The 16,618-nt window shown below is 60.5% G+C and carries 13 protein-coding genes; 2 read left to right on the top strand and 11 right to left on the bottom strand.

The genetic code is table 11. The features are described 5' to 3' along the window. Window positions 1-348 precede the first annotated feature (348 nt). The 8 genes from KW849_RS12620 to KW849_RS12585 all read right to left on the bottom strand — a co-directional run bounded on the left by KW849_RS12620 (window position 349) and on the right by KW849_RS12585 (window position 8,595). A complete protein-coding gene (locus KW849_RS12620; protein WP_218429697.1) occupies window positions 349-1,950 on the bottom strand; it encodes an AAA family ATPase in 1,602 nt (533 codons plus the stop codon). Between the two features lie 10 nt (window positions 1,951-1,960). Then, window positions 1,961-3,061 carry a 3-dehydroquinate synthase gene (gene aroB / locus KW849_RS12615; RefSeq protein ID WP_218429696.1) on the bottom strand — a complete coding sequence of 367 codons (1,101 nt, stop codon included), beginning with the start codon at window positions 3,059-3,061 and terminating at the stop codon, window positions 1,961-1,963. A 150-nt stretch (window positions 3,062-3,211) separates the two neighbouring features. Next, window positions 3,212-3,730: a shikimate kinase AroK gene (gene aroK / locus KW849_RS12610; protein WP_015093141.1), complete on the bottom strand. Its 519-nt coding sequence runs from the start codon at window positions 3,728-3,730 to the stop codon at window positions 3,212-3,214. Window positions 3,731-3,734: 4 nt separating this feature from the next. Continuing rightward, a complete protein-coding gene (gene pilQ, locus KW849_RS12605) occupies window positions 3,735-5,807 on the bottom strand; it encodes a type IV pilus secretin PilQ (protein ID WP_218429695.1) in 2,073 nt (690 codons plus the stop codon). Between the two features lie 13 nt (window positions 5,808-5,820). Further along, window positions 5,821-6,348, bottom strand: coding sequence for a pilus assembly protein PilP (locus KW849_RS12600; RefSeq protein WP_218429694.1), 528 nt, complete (start codon window positions 6,346-6,348; stop codon window positions 5,821-5,823). Then, window positions 6,345-6,968: a type 4a pilus biogenesis protein PilO gene (locus KW849_RS12595; protein ID WP_218429693.1), complete on the bottom strand. Its 624-nt coding sequence runs from the start codon at window positions 6,966-6,968 to the stop codon at window positions 6,345-6,347. The genes KW849_RS12600 and KW849_RS12595 overlap by 4 nt, the downstream gene beginning before the upstream one ends. Then, window positions 6,965-7,531: a PilN domain-containing protein gene (locus KW849_RS12590; RefSeq protein WP_218429692.1), complete on the bottom strand. Its 567-nt coding sequence runs from the start codon at window positions 7,529-7,531 to the stop codon at window positions 6,965-6,967. Before KW849_RS12590 ends, KW849_RS12595 begins: the two co-directional genes overlap by 4 nt. After that, window positions 7,531-8,595: a pilus assembly protein PilM gene (locus tag KW849_RS12585; RefSeq protein WP_218429691.1), complete on the bottom strand. Its 1,065-nt coding sequence runs from the start codon at window positions 8,593-8,595 to the stop codon at window positions 7,531-7,533. The genes KW849_RS12590 and KW849_RS12585 overlap by 1 nt, the downstream gene beginning before the upstream one ends. Window positions 8,596-8,814: 219 nt before the next feature. Here KW849_RS12585 and KW849_RS12580 point away from each other — a divergent pair, with 219 nt between their 5' ends. Next, on the top strand, window positions 8,815-11,256 hold the full coding sequence (locus KW849_RS12580; RefSeq protein WP_371319136.1) for a penicillin-binding protein 1A: 2,442 nt from the start codon (window positions 8,815-8,817) through the stop codon (window positions 11,254-11,256). A gap of 189 nt (window positions 11,257-11,445) precedes the next feature. On the opposite strand, the gene KW849_RS12575 is transcribed toward KW849_RS12580, so the two are convergent. The 3 genes from KW849_RS12575 to rpmE form a co-directional block, all read right to left on the bottom strand. Continuing rightward, a complete protein-coding gene (locus KW849_RS12575) occupies window positions 11,446-12,714 on the bottom strand; it encodes a malic enzyme-like NAD(P)-binding protein (RefSeq protein ID WP_218429689.1) in 1,269 nt (422 codons plus the stop codon). Window positions 12,715-12,897: 183 nt separating this feature from the next. Then, window positions 12,898-13,698, bottom strand: a complete 801-nt coding sequence (locus tag KW849_RS12570; protein WP_218429688.1) for a thermonuclease family protein — start codon at window positions 13,696-13,698, stop codon at window positions 12,898-12,900. Between the two features lie 14 nt (window positions 13,699-13,712). Further along, window positions 13,713-13,943, bottom strand: a complete 231-nt coding sequence (gene rpmE / locus KW849_RS12565; protein ID WP_053153366.1) for a 50S ribosomal protein L31 — start codon at window positions 13,941-13,943, stop codon at window positions 13,713-13,715. 288 nt (window positions 13,944-14,231) lie between these two features. On the opposite strand from rpmE, the gene KW849_RS12560 reads away from it, so the two are divergent. Continuing rightward, the gene (locus KW849_RS12560) at window positions 14,232-16,451 is read left to right on the top strand and encodes a primosomal protein N' (protein ID WP_218429687.1); all 2,220 of its coding nucleotides are present in this window, start codon (window positions 14,232-14,234) and stop codon (window positions 16,449-16,451) included. The last annotated feature ends 167 nt before the right edge of the window (window positions 16,452-16,618 follow it).

Genomic DNA, 16,618 nt, shown 5'->3' with positions numbered 1-16,618 from the left:
ACACTTTCTCACCAGGCTGCCTCTGATCGAGGCAAATTTCTTTTCAATTCAACCACTTGCCATCCGCGCCGAACGCACGCCAGCTTTGCGGAAACAAAAGGGAGGTCATTGTACACACCGACACTTGGCCTCACAAATTTGACGACGAAATGTCGCAAATCTATGTCGCATTTGTGAAAGGTTTAAAGCGATCTGCTGTGCTAGTCAAAACTTTTTTTAATTTTGACCGCTACGACTCAAAAGCTACTATGACGCAGACACCACAAGGCACGCAGCCCGGAAGGCGGCGCGCACTTGTAGAAATTTTGAGGTGCTTGGAGAGGCGGCCTGGGTAAGGCCGCCGAATCTTCAGCGAGTTGTTGCCAGTTCCTGTTGGACGCTGGCGACAGTGCGAGGCCAAGGTTTACCAGCCTGAACCTTCGCTGGCAAGGCCTTGATGGCGGAAACAGCTGCATCACGATTGGCAAAGTTGCCGTAGGTGATCACGTAGAGCGGCTTGCCGTTGAGGACTTTCTTGAAGTAACGGTACTCGCCACCCTGCTCCTTGACGAAGCTTTGCGCGCTCGCTTCGGAGCTAGTGCCGAGAATCTGTACCACGTAATTGCCCGGTGCTTGCCCTGCGTACCAGGTGCCGCCAGCCGCCTTGGCCGCCGGAGCCGGAGCCGGAGCCGGTTTCTCGGCAGGCTTGGCTGCAGCAGCAACGGCTGGTTTGGCTGGTGCTGGAGCAGGTTTAGCCACTGGAGCAGGCGCTGGCTTGGCACTGGCGACCTGAGTCGGCGCAGGCGTCGGCTTGGCGGCTGGCGTCGGCGCAGGGCCGGCAGGAACGCCCACAGGCGGTGCAGTGGTGGTCACCGTCGGCGGTGTGGCGCTGGAACCTTCGACCGGCACGCCGTCGTCGCCTTCGGTGATGCCGCCTGCGGCTTCAGCCAGCGGACCGCGCATGACCGGCTGCGAATTGCCGACCAACGGCAATGGCATCGGCTGCGTGTTGCCGGCGAATTCGACGGCCGGAGCACCGCCATTCGCTGTTGGCTGACCCTGACCAAGCGGCAGTTGCGCCTGTTCATTGGCCGGTGCACCCGTGGTCGGTGCCTTGTTGCGACCCGGCATCAACCAGGCGGCAGCTACCGCGACCACGACCACGGCGGAAATCGCCAATACGTGTTTCTTCGGCATATTGAACCCCATTTTTGGACGCTTGACCGCTGAGCGGCTGGCGATCATGGCTTCGATCATTGCATCGCGGGCGACCTGATTGATGCTGCCAGGCCAGCCTTCGGAGCTTTCGTGAATATCAGAGATCTGATCTGCGGTGAAAAGTTCGATACCGCGACCAGCGCCTTCAAGCCGCTGCTCCAGATATTCGCGGGTTTCTTCCTCGGTGTAGGGTTGCAGCTCGATGACATGGAAACGTTCTTCCTCGAGATGCAAAGCCTCAAACTGAGCAATCAGCGAGGTTTCACCGAACAGGAACACATGCGGGCGGCCCTCAGGCGCGCCGGCAGCGAGGATCATCAGCGCCTCAAGGGCGGACTCGTCGAGTTGTTCGGCGTCATCGACCAGCAGATAGACTTCCTGCCCGGTCAGTGCAAGCTGTACCACCTGGGCCAGAATAGCGTCCGCATCAGCCCGGGCAACGTTCAGCGCCTGGGCCACCTGACGCAACACTCCGGCCGCATCGCCGGCGCCACGGGCGGACACCACCAGACTTTGTACCGATTGCTTGTTGGTGCTGGCGACCAAGGCCTGACGCAACAGGGTCTTGCCACTGCCCTCGGGGCCGGTGACCACCAGCAGCAACTGGCTGTAACGCGCCAGGTGATGCAGTTGTCCCAGCACCGGTTTGCGCTGGGCCGGGAAAAATTTGAAGCCAGGCACCCGAGGAGCAAAAGGGTCATGACTCAACTGGTAATGGCCGAGGAAAGCCTCGTCGGCATGCAAACTAGTCATCGTGTTCTTATTAACCTTTAAGCTGGGCCAGGGCGCGGTAGTCTGCCCCCAGCGTGGCCTGTAGAACCTCTTTCGGATAATCGTCGGTCACCACCGCTTCACCCATGTGGCGCAGCAGCACCAGGCGCAAACGACCGTCGATCACTTTTTTATCAATGGACATGTGTTCGAGGAAATCGGCTTCTGTCATCTCTTCTGGCGGTATGACCGGCAGCCCCGCACGCTGGAACAGGCGAATGCCGCGATCGCGCTCTTGCTCGCTGATCCAGCCCAGTCGCGCGGACATTTCCAGCGCCATTACGGTGCCAGCAGCCACGGCTTCACCATGAAGCCATACACCATAGCCCATGTGGGTTTCGATGGCGTGGCCAAAAGTGTGGCCCAGGTTCAACGTGGCACGAACACCGGTCTCTTTCTCATCGGCACCGACCACCGCTGCCTTGGCCGCGCAGGAGCGCTCGATGGCATAAGTCAGGGCTTGTTGATCCAGATTGCGCAGACGGTCGACGTTGTCTTCGAGCCAGGTCAGGAACGGCTCATCGCAGATCAGCCCGTACTTGATGACTTCGGCCAATCCGGCGGACAGCTCGCGCGCCGGCAGGGTATTGAGGCTGGCGGTATCGATCAGCACCACGTTCGGCTGATAGAAGGCACCGACCATGTTCTTGCCCAGCGGATGGTTGATCCCGGTCTTGCCGCCCACCGAAGAGTCGACTTGCGACAACAGCGTGGTCGGAACCTGAATGAAATCGACGCCGCGCTGGTAGCAGGCGGCGGCAAAGCCGGCCATGTCACCGATCACACCGCCACCGAGGGCGATCACTGTCGTGCGGCGGTCATGCCGGGCAGTCAGCAGGCCGTCGAAAATAAGTTGCAGGGTTTCCCAGGTCTTGAAGGCTTCGCCGTCGGGCAGCACCACGGAAATCACCGAGAACTGCGCCAGGCTGCGGGTCAGACGCTCGAGATAGAGCGGCGCAACAGTCTCGTTGGTAATGATCGCTACTTGCCGTCCGCGAATGTGCGGGGCCAGCAGCTCAGGCTGATCCAACAAACCTTCGCCAATATGAATCGGGTAGCTGCGCTCGCCTAGATCGACCTTGAGTGTCTGCATGTGTCCCCACAGTGAAAATGAATCAGGCATCCTGCCCTGAGTTTACGGATATCCACGGCCTCTGCTGGTGTGACGCCGTTCGCAAGCCATCCGCCACAACCTTGAGCGGTCATGGCGCGACGTCGAGGATAGCGCATTTCGCGCGGCGCTTTAACGGGGTGGCAACTGCTGCAAGCGCTCTAGAATGTCGAGTACGACCATTCGTGGCGGGCGCTCATCGGTTTCGACCACCAGGTCGGCAATTTCCCGATAAAGCGGATCGCGGATCGCCAGCAGATCCCGAAGGGTCTTGGCCGGATCGGCAGTACGCAATAATGGCCGATTGCGGTCGCGGGCCGTACGGCCGACCTGCTGCTCGACCGACGCGTGCAAATAAACCACCCGCCCACCGGCATGCAGTGCCCGGCGATTGGCTTCGCGCATGACCGCGCCGCCGCCTGTCGCCAGCACCACACCGTCGTAATCGCACAGCTCGGCAATCATTGCCTGTTCGCGATCACGAAAGCCCGGTTCGCCTTCTTTATCGAAGATCCAAGGGATATTGGCGCCCGTGCGCAATTCAATTTCCTTATCGGAATCTTTGAATGGCAGGCGCAGCTCTTTGGCCAGCAACCGGCCGATGGTGCTTTTTCCAGCACCCATCGGTCCAACAAGAATCAAATTTCGCACAGAATCAATGACTCACAGCAATCGCCTGGTTATTCATGATACGCGGAGTGAGGAATACCAACAGCTCGGATTTTTTCTCCGAAACCACATCACGCCGGAAAAGGCGGCCAAGATACGGCACATCGCCAAGAAATGGCACCTTATCTACGACCTTGCTCTGAGTATTTGAGAAAACACCGCCAATGACGATGGTCTCGCCATCGTTGACCAGGACCTTGGCGTTGACTTCGTTTTTCTTGATGGGCGGCACATCCTGGACCTTGTTCAGGAAGTCCGGTTCGTCCTTGGTCACCTTGACCTCCATGATGATCCGGTTGTCGGGCGTGATCTGCGGCGTCACCTCCAGCGACAGCGAAGCCTCCTTGAACGACACTGAAGTCGCGCCACTGGAACTGGCTTCCTGATAGGGAATCTCGGTGCCTTTGAGGATTTTGGCGGTTTCCTTGTCGGACGTGACCACCTTGGGTTGCGAGACGATTTCCCCGTTGCCGGTTTTCTCCATGGCTGTCAGTTCCAGGTCCAGCAAGACGTTATCGGTGATGAACGCGATGCCGATGCCCGAGGTGTTATTGACCGTGCCCATGTCGACGAACGGTGAATTGGTGCCGGTACTCCCGGGTGTGCCAATGGTCGACGACCCATTGATCCCGTTGCTGACACCGGAGGTGTTCCAGTTGCCCTTGTTCTGTATCGAACCGCCCCAGCGCACCCCGAGGCTTTTGTCATAGTCGACGTTGGCTTCGACAATGCGCGCCTCGATCATGACCTGACGCACAGGGATATCCAGCTGCGTGACAATCCTGCGCAGCTCATCAAGCCGGTCCTGGGTCTGGTAGGCAATGATGTTGTTGGTGCGCTCATCGACGGTGATCGACCCCCGTTCGTCGGGTTTCGCTTCGGCACTGGTCACCGACTGGAAGAGCTTGGCGATGTCCGCCGCCTTGGCGTAGTTGACCTGCAACAGCTCCCGACGCAATGGCGCCAGATCGGCAATCTGCTTCTGTGATTCGAGCTCCTGGCGCTCACGGGCAGCAATTTCATCGGCCGGCGCAACAAGCAAGACATTGCCGACCTTGCGCTTATCCAGCCCCTTGGTTTTCAGCACCAGATCCAGCGCCTGATCCCACGGCACGTTCTGCAAGCGCAAAGTGATGCCACCCTGCACCGTGTCGCTGGCCACCAGATTGAGGTTGGTGAAATCGGCGATCAGTTGCAGCACCGAACGTACATCGATGTCCTGGAAATTCAGCGAAAGCTTCTCGCCGCTGTAGGCCTGTTGCCCGGCATTGCGCTTTTGCAGGTCGTCGACCGTCGCCGGGCGAACGCTGACCGTGAGCTTGTTGTCGGTCTGATAGGTCGAGTAATCGAACCTGCCACCGGGCTCAATGCTGATGGTGGCTCGATCGCCGCTGGCGCTGGCGTTGACGAACTGCACTGGCGTGGCGAAATCCTTCACATCCAGACGCACGCGCAACGGCTCGGGCAATCGGGTTTTGGCAAAGCCAACGATGATCTTGCCCTCGCGCTCTTGTATGTCGGGCGCCATCGATGGATCCGACAAGTCGATCACCACGTTGCCTTCACCCTGGGTTCCCCGCTGGAAATCCACACCGCGGATGGCCTTGCCTGCCGGCGCAGCGGCTCGTGCCGGAGCCGGCATTGTTGCTGTAGCCGCCGGCCTGGATGTCGACGGCTTGACACCCTGCCCGACTACTACCAGCAAATTGTTGCCTTCAATTCGCGATTCGTACGGCGCTGGCTGAGTCAGATTGATGATCAATCGCGTACGGTCCCGGGCTTCCACCACCGTCGCACTGCGGGCATTTCCACTGCCGAGATCGCGAGTCTTGCTGGCCAGCTGACTGGCGACACCCGGCAAATCCAGGGCAATCCGGGCCGGCGACTCTGTCGTGTAGCCGTGGGGCACCGGGGGCGGTTCATCGAACGACAACTTCAACTCGACACGGTCTCCCGGCAACACAGCGACATCCAGCGCCTTGAGATTGGCCGCTTGTACCGTCGGCGACAACAACGCTATCCATAGCGAAAGGCCGAAGGTGGAGAAGATCCTGTTCATTATTGGAGTTCCACTATGAGTGCTCTTTCAAAGGAATGGTCCGGGGACGCTCCAGCCACGCGCCCTGACCATCAGGGACAATTTCAACCACATCGACCTGCGAGCCACTGATCGCAACGATCCGTCCGTCGTTGCGCCCCAGGTAATCGCCGACTTTCAACCGATGGACCCCACCCGCCCCACGCAGCAAGGCATAGGAGCCCTTTGCATTGGAAAGGGTGCCGACCATTTCAAACTGCTCGATGTTGAAACCTTCGAGGTATTGCTTGACCCGACCAGGGTCGGGCTTGACGTTAGGTGAACCCCGCCGCCGGGCCGCCAGATCAGTGCTGATCTGCGGTGAAAACGGGCTGCGCAGATTCGCCGCGTTGTAAGTGAATGTCGGGTAAGACCGGAATACCGGCGTTGGTTCAATCCTGCCCGGCCCACGCAGGCGCATTTCGTCCATGTACGCGTCCAGATCGTTGTAGTCATCGCCTGCGCCACAACCGGACAGAACAGACAGCAGCACCACTACCGAAAAACACTGCGCCGGCCTCATTGATGCTGTCCCTTGTCGCTGTAGCGGTAGGTCTTGGCGAGGATGCTCAAGCGCAGTTTCGGACCACCCTGGGGGCTGACGGGCGCAAGGTCGAAATCGTGCAAGGTGACGATTCGCGGCAACCCGGCCACACCACTGACGAAGGTGGCCAGATCGTGGTAATCCCCGGTGACCGTGATCTGGATCGGCAGTTCGATGTAGAACGGCCGGGCGACCTCCGGCAGCAGCTTGATCTCTTCGAACTCCAGGCCACTGCCCAGACCGGTACGAGTGATGTCTTCCAGCAAGCCGGGCACCTCGGTGTCGCTGGGCAATTGTCGCAGCAGTACGACGAAGGCGTTCTCCATCTCCTTCAGTTGCCGGGTGTAGAGATCCAGATTCGCCGCCTTGCGGGTTTTGTCGGCGAACTGTTCCTTGAGTGTCGACTCCTCCTCGCGCTTGAGATCGAGCTGGCTCTCAAGGTCGCGAGTGGAAAAGTTGTAGCCCAGGGCCAGCACCAGAAGCATGAGCAACCCGGCCACCAGAATCTTGATCGGCGGCGGCCAGGAACCCATGTTGCTGGTATCCAGCTCATTGATGTCGATCTTGCGCAGCCCTTCGAACCATTCGGATGGACTCATTTGCCCTCCTCCGGTGTTGCGGGTTGAGTCTGACGAACGGTCAACTGGAAGACGTTGGCCTGCTCCACCTGGCCGGCAGCTGTGGCCTTGACTTCGGTCAGGTTCGGCGCATCGAACCAATCTGATGCCTCGAGGTTGCGCATCAAGTCTGAAACACGGTTGTTCGATTGCGCAGCGCCGGTGATGGACAAGGTCTTTGCGGTCATTTTCACTTCGGTGAAATACACGCCGTCGGGCAGTGCTCGCGCCAATTGGTCAAATATTCGCCCGCTGATTTGGCGATTGCCTTGCAGGTCCTGGATGATGCGCATGCGCTCGACCAGTTGCTGACGACGCGCCTTGAGATCATCGATCTGTTTGATCTGCTCATCGACCACAGCGACTTGCTTGCCGATGTAGTCGTTACGGGTGACTTGCCGGTCGATGGCAGCGCTGATGGCCTGGTTCGCGACCAGTACCGCGCCCATCGTGCCCACCATCACGGCCACCAGGATCAGCAGCAAGCGCTTGCGACGGGCTTCACGCCGCTCCTCGCGCCAGGGTAAAAGATTGATCCGTGCCATCAGTCGAAGCTCCTGAGGGCCAGGCCACAGGCGATCATCAACGCCGGGGCATCACTCGCCAGAGCAGCACCATTGACCTTGCTGCCCAGCGTCATTTCGAAAAAAGGATTCGCAACCTGGGTCGGCGTGCCCAATTGCTGCTCGATCAATCGGTCCAGCCCCGGGATCGACGCGGTACCGCCGGCTAACAGGACATGGTCGACGGCGCTGTACTGGCCTGAGGCGAAGAAGAACTGCAACGAGCGCGACACCTGCTGCACCAGCGCCTCTCGAAATGGCTGCAAGACCTCACTGGCATAGTCATCCGGCAGGCCGCCCTTCTTTTGCGCCAGCCCCGCCTGCTCCAGCGTCAGGCCATAGCGACGCTGGATTGCCTCGGTCAATTGCCGACCGCCGAACAATTGTTCTCGGGTGTAGATAATCCGCCCGCCGTGCAGCACGCTCAGGGTGGTCATGGTGGCGCCGATGTCCACCACTGCGACCGTCGAAGATTCCCCGGAAACCGCGAGCCGACTGGCCAGCAATTCGAAGGAGCGCTCCAGCGCGTAGGCCTCGACATCGACCACGCGGGCGGTCAGCCCCGCCAGGGCCAGGGCTGCCTCGCGAACTTCGACGTTTTCCTTGCGGCAAGCGGCGAGCAGCACGTTGACGCGCTCGGAGTTGCGCTCAGAGGTGCCCTGGACTTCAAAGTCGATCGCGACTTCATCCAGGGGATATGGAATGTATTGATCAGCCTCAATCTTCAGCTGGCTTTCCATCTCGTCCTCGGAAAGACCGGCCTCCATCTCGATGGTCTTGGTGATCACCGCAGAGCCCGCCATGGCCACGGCCACGTTCTTGAGGCCGGTTCTGGCCTTGGTCAGCGCGCGGGCGAGGGCCAACCCCACGCCTTCGAGCTCGGCGATATTCTTTTCGATCACCGCGCCGACCGGCAACGGCTCGACCGCATAGGCCTCGACCCGGAAGCGCTCGCCCTGACGGCTCAACTCCAGAAGCTTCACCGAGGTGGAGCTGATATCGATTCCCAGCAGCGTATTGGATTTTTTGTTGAAGAGTCCTGGCACTACCAATTCCCTATGACTTTCCGTGAGTTACGGACTCTGCAATGTCAATTGCGTTCAATCCACCCGTCTTGACAGCAGCGCCAACCACGCTCCCGAGCAGAAAAATGCTTATAATGCCCAGCGCTTTTTTTCCGCATTTGCTCAATGCGCGGGTCGTTCTCATTTAGCCTGAACCCTGTTGCCCAATTCATTTTTTGCCCTGGATATCCAAAAGCCTTGATTCGTCTGCTGAAGTTTTTCGGTTGGTCCATCGTCGCGGTTTTCTGCGGACTCCTTCTGGGTCTGAGCGGGGCGTACCTCTACCTTAGTCCCGGGCTGCCGTCCGTGGAGGCACTGAGAAGCATCCAGTTGCAGATCCCTTTGCGGGTCTATAGCAGCGATAACAAGTTGATCGCAGAATTCGGCGAAATGCGCCGTACACCGATCCGTTTCGCCGACATTCCCCCCAATTTCATCAATGCGTTACTAAGTGCTGAAGACGACAATTTCGCCAACCACTACGGCGTCGATCCGAGCAGCCTGATGCGTGCCGCGACCCAGTTGGTCAAAAGCGGACACATCCAGTCCGGTGGCAGCACGATCACCATGCAAGTGGCGAAGAACTTCTTCCTGAGCAGTGAACGCAGCTTTTCGCGCAAGACCACCGAGATCCTGCTGGCCCTGCAGATCGAACGGCAGTTGACCAAGGACGAGATCCTCGAGCTGTACGTCAACAAAATCTATCTGGGTAACCGTGCGTACGGCATCGAGGCGGCAGCGCAGGTCTATTACGGCAAATCGATCCGTGATGTCAGCCTGGCGCAGATGGCGATGATCGCCGGCCTGCCCAAGGCACCGTCGCGCTTCAACCCGCTGGCCAACCCGGCGCGCAGCAAGGAACGTCGCGACTGGATCCTGGGGCGCATGTACAAGCTCGGGAAAATCAGCGAGGCCGACTACACCACTGCGATCAACGAGCCGCTGAACGCCAGCTATCACGTGCCGACCCCGGAAGTGAACGCCCCGTACATCGCCGAAATGGCCCGTGCCGAAATGGTTGGGCGTTATGGCAGCGACGCGTATACCGAAGGCTTCCGCGTCACCACCACGGTGCCGAGCAACCTCCAGGAACTGGCCAACACCGCGGTCCACGAAGGTCTGATGACCTACGATCAGCGCCACGGCTATCGCGGACCCGAGTCGCGGCTACCGGGCAAGACTCGCGAAGCCTGGGCCACCGAGCTGACCAAACAACGCACCATCAGCGGCCTGGAACCGGCCATCGTGACCCTGGTCGACAAGAACGGCCTGCAAGTGCTGACCCGCACCGGCCAGGAACACGTGAGCTGGGACACCATGAAATGGGCCCGCCCGTTCCTCAATACCAACAGCATGGGCGCCAATCCGAAGCAGCCTTCGGACGTGGCTCAAGTGGGCGATCTGATTCGCGTGCAGCGTCAGCCGGACAATTCGCTGAAGTTCAGCCAGATCCCGCAGGCCCAGGGCGCGCTGGTGTCCCTGGACCCGCAGAACGGCGCCATTCGTGCGCTGGTCGGCGGTTTCGCCTTCGAACAGAGCAACTACAATCGCGCACTGCAAGCCAAGCGCCAGCCGGGATCGAGCTTCAAGCCGTTCGTCTACGCCGCCGCACTGGATAGCGGCTACACCGCCTCCAGCCTGGTGAACGACGCACCGATCGTGTTCGTCGACGAGTACCTGGACAAGGTCTGGCGTCCGAAGAACGACACCAATACCTTCCTCGGCCCGATTCGCCTGCGTGAAGCGCTGTACAAGTCGCGCAACCTGGTATCGATCCGCTTGCTGCAAGCGATGGGCGTAGGCAAGACCATTGACTACATCACTCGCTTCGGCTTCAACAAACAGGACCTGCCACCCAACCTGTCCCTGGCGCTGGGCACCGCGACCCTGACGCCTATGGAAATCGCCACCGGCTGGAGCGCCTTCGCCAACGGCGGCTACAAGATCACCCCGTACATCATCGACAAGATCGAAAGCCGCAACGGCGACACACTGTTCGTCGCCAACCCACCAAGCGTGCCTCTGGGCAGCGCAGCCAGCGATGGCATTGCCGCGCCAACCGCCCCTCAAGCCTTCACAGTCAACGCAACGGTGGGCGAAACCCCAGGCACTACGTCGACGCCACAAGCACCCGCCGTGGCTGAACGCATCATTGACGGGCGCACCACGTACATCCTCAACAGCATGCTTGAGGACGTGATCAAGCTCGGCACCGGTCGCCGCGCACTGGCCCTGGGCCGCCCGGACATTGCCGGCAAGACCGGTACGACCAACGAATCCAAGGACGCCTGGTTCTCCGGTTACAACGCCGATTACGTGACGACCGTGTGGACCGGTTTCGATCAACCGGAAAGCCTGGGCCGCAAGGAATTCGGCGGCACCGTCGCGCTGCCGATCTGGATGAACTACATGGGCCCCGCGCTCAAAGGCAAACCGCCGCATACGCAGCCGGAGCCGGAAGGCATCCTCAGCCTGCGAGTCGATCCGGTCAGTGGCCGCGCAGCCACCCCAGGCACGCCAGGGGCCTATTTCGAGCTGTTCAAGGCCGAAGATACGCCGCCATCAGTCAACGAACTGGGCAACGGCTCAGTGCCAGGCAGCCCGCTGCCGGCGGATGAAGCGGCGCCGATCGATTTATTCTAGAGAGGCAGCTGCAGGAGCGAGCTTGCTCCGGGCGGCGTTCCGACGAAGGACTCAAGGATGGCGCGTTTATTCAGAACACACGCGCTATCGTTCACGTCCATCGTCGGAACGCCGCCCGGAGCAAGCTCGCTCCTACAGTGCCCATAAAAAAACCCAGCGCTTGGCTGGGTTTTTTATGGGCGACTGCTGTTAACCGTTGAACACATCATCCACGCTTTTCAGCGGGTAGTTCTTCGGGTACGGCAGGGTCGCCACACCGGTCTCGATGGCGGCTTTAGCCACGGCATCGGAGATCAGGGTGATCAGGCGGGCATCCATTGGCTTCGGAATGATGTACTCACGACCGAATTCCAGCTTGATGCCGCCGTAGGCGTCGCACACTTCCTGAGGCACCGGCAGCTTGGCCAGTTCGCGCAGGGCGTTGGCCGCAGCCACTTTCATTTCTTCGTTGATGCGCTTGGCGCGAACGTCCAGGGCACCACGGAAGATGAACGGGAAGCCCAGTACGTTGTTGACCTGGTTCGGGTAGTCGGAACGACCGGTGGCCATGATCACGTCGTTACGGGTGGCGTGCGCCAGTTCCGGGGCGATTTCCGGATCAGGGTTGGAGCAGGCGAACACGATCGGGTTAGGCGCCATCGACAGCAGGCCTTCAGCGCTCAGCAGGTTCGGGCCGGACAAGCCTACAAACACGTCAGCGCCTTGCAGGGCGTCAGCCAGGGTGCGCTTGTCGGTCGCGTGAGCGAACACCGCCTTGTACTGGTTCAGGTCGTCACGGCCGGAGTGGATCACGCCGGTACGGTCGACCATGTAGATGTTTTCGATGTTGGCGCCCATGCTCACCAGCAACTTCATGCAGGAGATGGCGGCAGCGCCGGCACCCAGGCAGACGATCTTGGCTTCCGACAGGGTTTTGCCAGCGATTTCCAGGGCGTTGATCATGCCGGCAGCGGTCACGATAGCGGTGCCGTGCTGGTCATCGTGGAATACCGGGATATCGCACTGCTCGATCAGAGCGCGTTCGATTTCAAAGCACTCTGGTGCCTTGATGTCTTCCAGGTTGATGCCACCGAAGGTGATGGAGATACGCTTGACGGTGTCGATGAAGGCTTGCGGGCTTTCGGAGTCGACTTCGATGTCGAAAACGTCGATGCCGGCGAAGCGCTTGAACAGTACGCCTTTACCTTCCATCACTGGCTTGGAAGCCAATGGGCCGAGGTTACCCAGGCCGAGAATCGCGGTGCCATCGGAAATAACTGCAACCAGGTTGCCTTTGCCGGTGTACTTGTAGGCGAGTTCAGGATCGCGGGCGATCTCGCGTACTGGTTCGGCTACGCCCGGGCTGTAGGCCAGCGACAGGTCGCGAGCGGTAGCAGTGGCCTTGGTGAGCTCGACACTCAGCTTCCCTGGACGAGGATTGGCGTGATATTCGAGAGCGGCAGTTTTCAGATCAGACATTTTGGCATTCCGCTTTTTACTGTTGGACAGACTGGTCAGCGAGGATACGCCCCTCGCAAAGTCCCCACAAGACTGACCGGTCACCCCTGTCAAGCGCCCGGCCCTACGACTTTGGGCCAAGAGCCACGGTACACAAGGGTCTGACTGTTCACAATCGACAGAAAAAATGTCTACAATTTTTTATCACTGTGCCGCTTGCAGCATCGCCGGATCGGTCAAGGGCAACATCCAGCGCGCCTGGCCATCCTTAAGACCGCCTTTGCGCGAGCGATCCAGCACCCAGCCGCGCGCCTCGACCTGCTTGCCCTTGAGGCTTTCCAGTGAGTTCACATCGAAACGCGCCAGCAGATTGGGCGCAACGCGTAATACAACCGAATCCTGCAACTCGATCCAAACGCCGCCGCGATTGCGCTGAACCTTGCTCACACGACCGCTGAGCACAGCAAAGCCGGAAGCGCTGATCTGCTCCGCTTTCAGTACAGGTGACTGGCGCCACAACCCGAGCCCGGCCTGACGCGCACTGCGCTCGGCCGCTTGCTGACAGGCGACCAGATCGACATTCGGCGCCACGGCCACCAGAAAACCCAGGCCTTCGGCGAGCATCTGCGCTTCGAGGTTGGCGCCATTGGCACCGTAGACATGGGCCAGGGTGCGGCCGTAATGGTCCTCGCTTTCTTCGCCAGGCACCAACCCAACCCGCCCGTCACTCGCCGCCACCAGGGCTTCGAGGCGTTTGCGCGCGGCCACGGCGAATGGTTCATCGGAACGGCCCTTCTTGCCCAGCTCCGGCGTGTTCAAGCCGATCATGCGCACGCTGCGGCCATCGCTCAGGCGCAGAGTGTCGCCGTCCACTACCCGCTGCACCGCGACGGACGTCAAGCCGCTGGGTGCCGGGCAAAACGCCTGGGCGCCAGACAGCCAAATCGCGGACACAAAAAAGGCGCCCGCAAGGGACGCCTTTTTTAACAGCAAGGAAAAGCCCATAAGGCTCTTTAACCTTACTCTGCAGCAGCTGGAGCTTTCTTGCCGAAAGCACCGAAACGGTCGGCGAAGCGCTGAACGCGGCCGCCAGTGTCCAGAGTCTTCTGCTTACCGGTGTAGAACGGGTGGCATTCGTTGCAAACGTCGATCGCCAGGGCTTTGCCGAAGGTCGAACGGGTTTCGAACTTGTTGCCGCAGCTGCAGGTAACAGCAACTGCCGGGTATTCTGGATGGATATCAGCTTTCATGGTGTCTTCCTCAGGCTAGCGTGCCGCCACCCAACACTATTGTTGAATACCGCACGTAATTAGGCCGCGGATTCTACCAGACAATCCTGATCACGCAAGCTGTCCCTGAAACCAGTCGTCTGCTAGGCTCCCGGCCCAATACGCGATCCCCTGTAGGAGTGAGCCTGCTCACGATAGCGGTCTGCCAGTCGCCGCAATGTTGACTGCAAGATTGCTATCGTGAGCAGGCTCACTCCTACAGGTTATATGTCACGCCCCCCTATTATTTGTTGATCGAGATCCCCCCGCGTGCCCAACGCCATTCTGCGCCTCGCCCTGCCTTCGCCGCTGCGCCGCCTGTTCGACTACCGCGCTCCGGCCGGCGTCCTGCGCGCGCAACTGCACCCCGGCATGCGCCTGCGGGTACCGTTCGGCCGGCGCGAGATGATCGGGATTCTGGTGGAAGTCACCAACACCAGCGAAGTCCCGGCCGAGAAACTAAAGCCGGCCCTGGCCCTGCTCGACGCTACGCCACCACTGCCGCCCGCGCTGTTCAAGCTGTGCCTGTGGACCTCCCAGTATTATCAGCACAGCCTTGGAGACACTTTGAGCTGGGCGCTGCCGGTTTTGCTGCGCCAGGGTGAGCTGGCCGAAGCGCGCCAGGAGCGCTTCTGGTCCGCCGCGCCTGGCGCCAGCTTTGATGATCCGCGCATCGCCCGCGCCCCGCGCCAGCGCGAAGCCCTGGCCACGCTGGCCCAGCATCCCCACGGCGTCGCCCATCAGTTGCTGAGCAAACTGATGCTGAGCAAGGACAGTCTGGATTTGCTGCTGGCCAAGGAGCTGGTGCAGGTCGAGATCCGCCGCCACGCCCCGGGCGTACGCCACGAACACTGGCTGGCGCAACCGGAACTGCCGCTGAACCCCGAGCAACGCGCCGCCTATGAGGCGATTCGCGCCGGCTTCGACAGTTATCACGCGTTCCTGCTGGCCGGCGTCACCGGCAGCGGCAAGACCGAAGTCTATTTACAGTTGATCCGCGAAACTCTGGAGGCTGGCAAGCAAGCACTGGTGCTAATCCCGGAAATCAACCTCGGCCCACAGACCCTGGCGCGCTTTGAACAGCGGTTCAATGCCCGCATCGCGTTGATCCATTCGGCGGTCAATGACCGCGAACGCCTCGAGGCCTGGCTGGCCGCCCGGGACGGTGAGGCCGACATTATTATTGGCACCCGTTCGGCCCTGTTCACACCGATGAAGAACCCCGGTCTGATCATCATCGACGAAGAACACGACGGTTCCTATAAACAGCAGGAAGGCTTGCGCTATCACGCCCGCGATCTGGCGCTGGTGCGGGCGCGACAGGAAAACATCCCGATCGTCCTCGGCTCCGCCACCCCGTCGCTGGAAAGCCTGCACAACGCCTACACCGGCCGCTACGGGCTGCTGCGCTTGAACGAGCGCGCCGGCGGTGCCAAACAGCCGCGCTTCCTGCGCCTGGACGTCAAAAGCCGTCCGCTGGACAGCGGCATTTCCGGGCCGATGCAACAGGCTATTGGACAGACCCTGGCTGCCGGGCAACAGGTACTGGTGTTCCTCAACCGACGCGGCTTCGCCCCGACCCTGTTGTGCCATGACTGTGGCTGGATGTCCGAGTGCCAGCGTTGCGATGCGCGGATGACCGTGCACCAGCGTCACGGTGAATTGCGTTGCCACCATTGCGGCTACGTCGAGCGTGTGCCGCGCCAGTGCCCCAAGTGCAACAAGGTCGATCTGCGCCCCGTGGGCGCCGGCACCGAACGGGCCGAGGAGCGCCTGGCGATTCTGTTCCCGGACTATCCGGTGCTGCGGGTCGACCGCGACAGCACATCGCGCAAGGACGCGATGAACCAGTTGTTCGCAACCATTCAAAAAGGTCAGCCGTGCATTTTGATCGGCACGCAGATGCTTGCCAAAGGTCACCACTTTCCGCGGGTGACGCTGGTGTCGATCCTCGATGCCGACGGCGGCCTGTTTTCCGGCGACTTCCGCGCCAGCGAGCGCATGGCTCAGCTGATTGTGCAGGTCGCGGGCCGCGCAGGCCGCGCCGAAGAGCCGGGGAAAGTGATTATCCAGACGCACCTGGCCGACCACCCACTGCTGGTGCAATTGACCGAGCAAGGCTATTTCGCCTTTGCCGAACAGGCCTTGAGCGAACGTCGTGCGGCAGGCTTGCCGCCGTTTGCGCACCTGGCGCTACTGCGAGCCGAGGCGCACAAACCGGGTCAGGCCGAAGGCTTCCTGGATGAGGCGTGCAGCGAGGCGGAACGCTTGCTGGCCGAGCAGAATCTGACGGGGATCGAGTTATTGGGACCGGTCCCGGCACCGATGGAGCGCCGGGCCGGGCGCTATCGTGCGCAGTTGTTGTTGCAGGCTACGGCGCGGGCACCGCTGCATCGGTTGCTAGCCAATTGGTTGCTGGTGCTGGAGCAGATGCCTAGCGGACGGGCAGTGCGCTGGTCGCTGGATGTTGATCCGGTGGATTTGTATTAAGAAGGTCAAGATCAAAAGATCGCAGCCTTCGGCAGCTCCTACCCTGCGATCTTTGCCTCTTTTGTCACCACACATCCATATCCTGCCTGCTATGGTTGGCAAGCCCGTCTTCGCAACGGATAATGCCCAGTTTTTCCACCAGCGCATGATGCGCCGCCGCGCCTGCG

The sequence above is a fragment of the Pseudomonas sp. PDM26 genome, assembly GCF_019219185.1.
Lineage (GTDB): Bacteria > Pseudomonadota > Gammaproteobacteria > Pseudomonadales > Pseudomonadaceae > Aquipseudomonas.
Note: the sequence above shows the minus strand (reverse complement) of the source record. Positions and strands in the feature narration are given on the sequence as shown.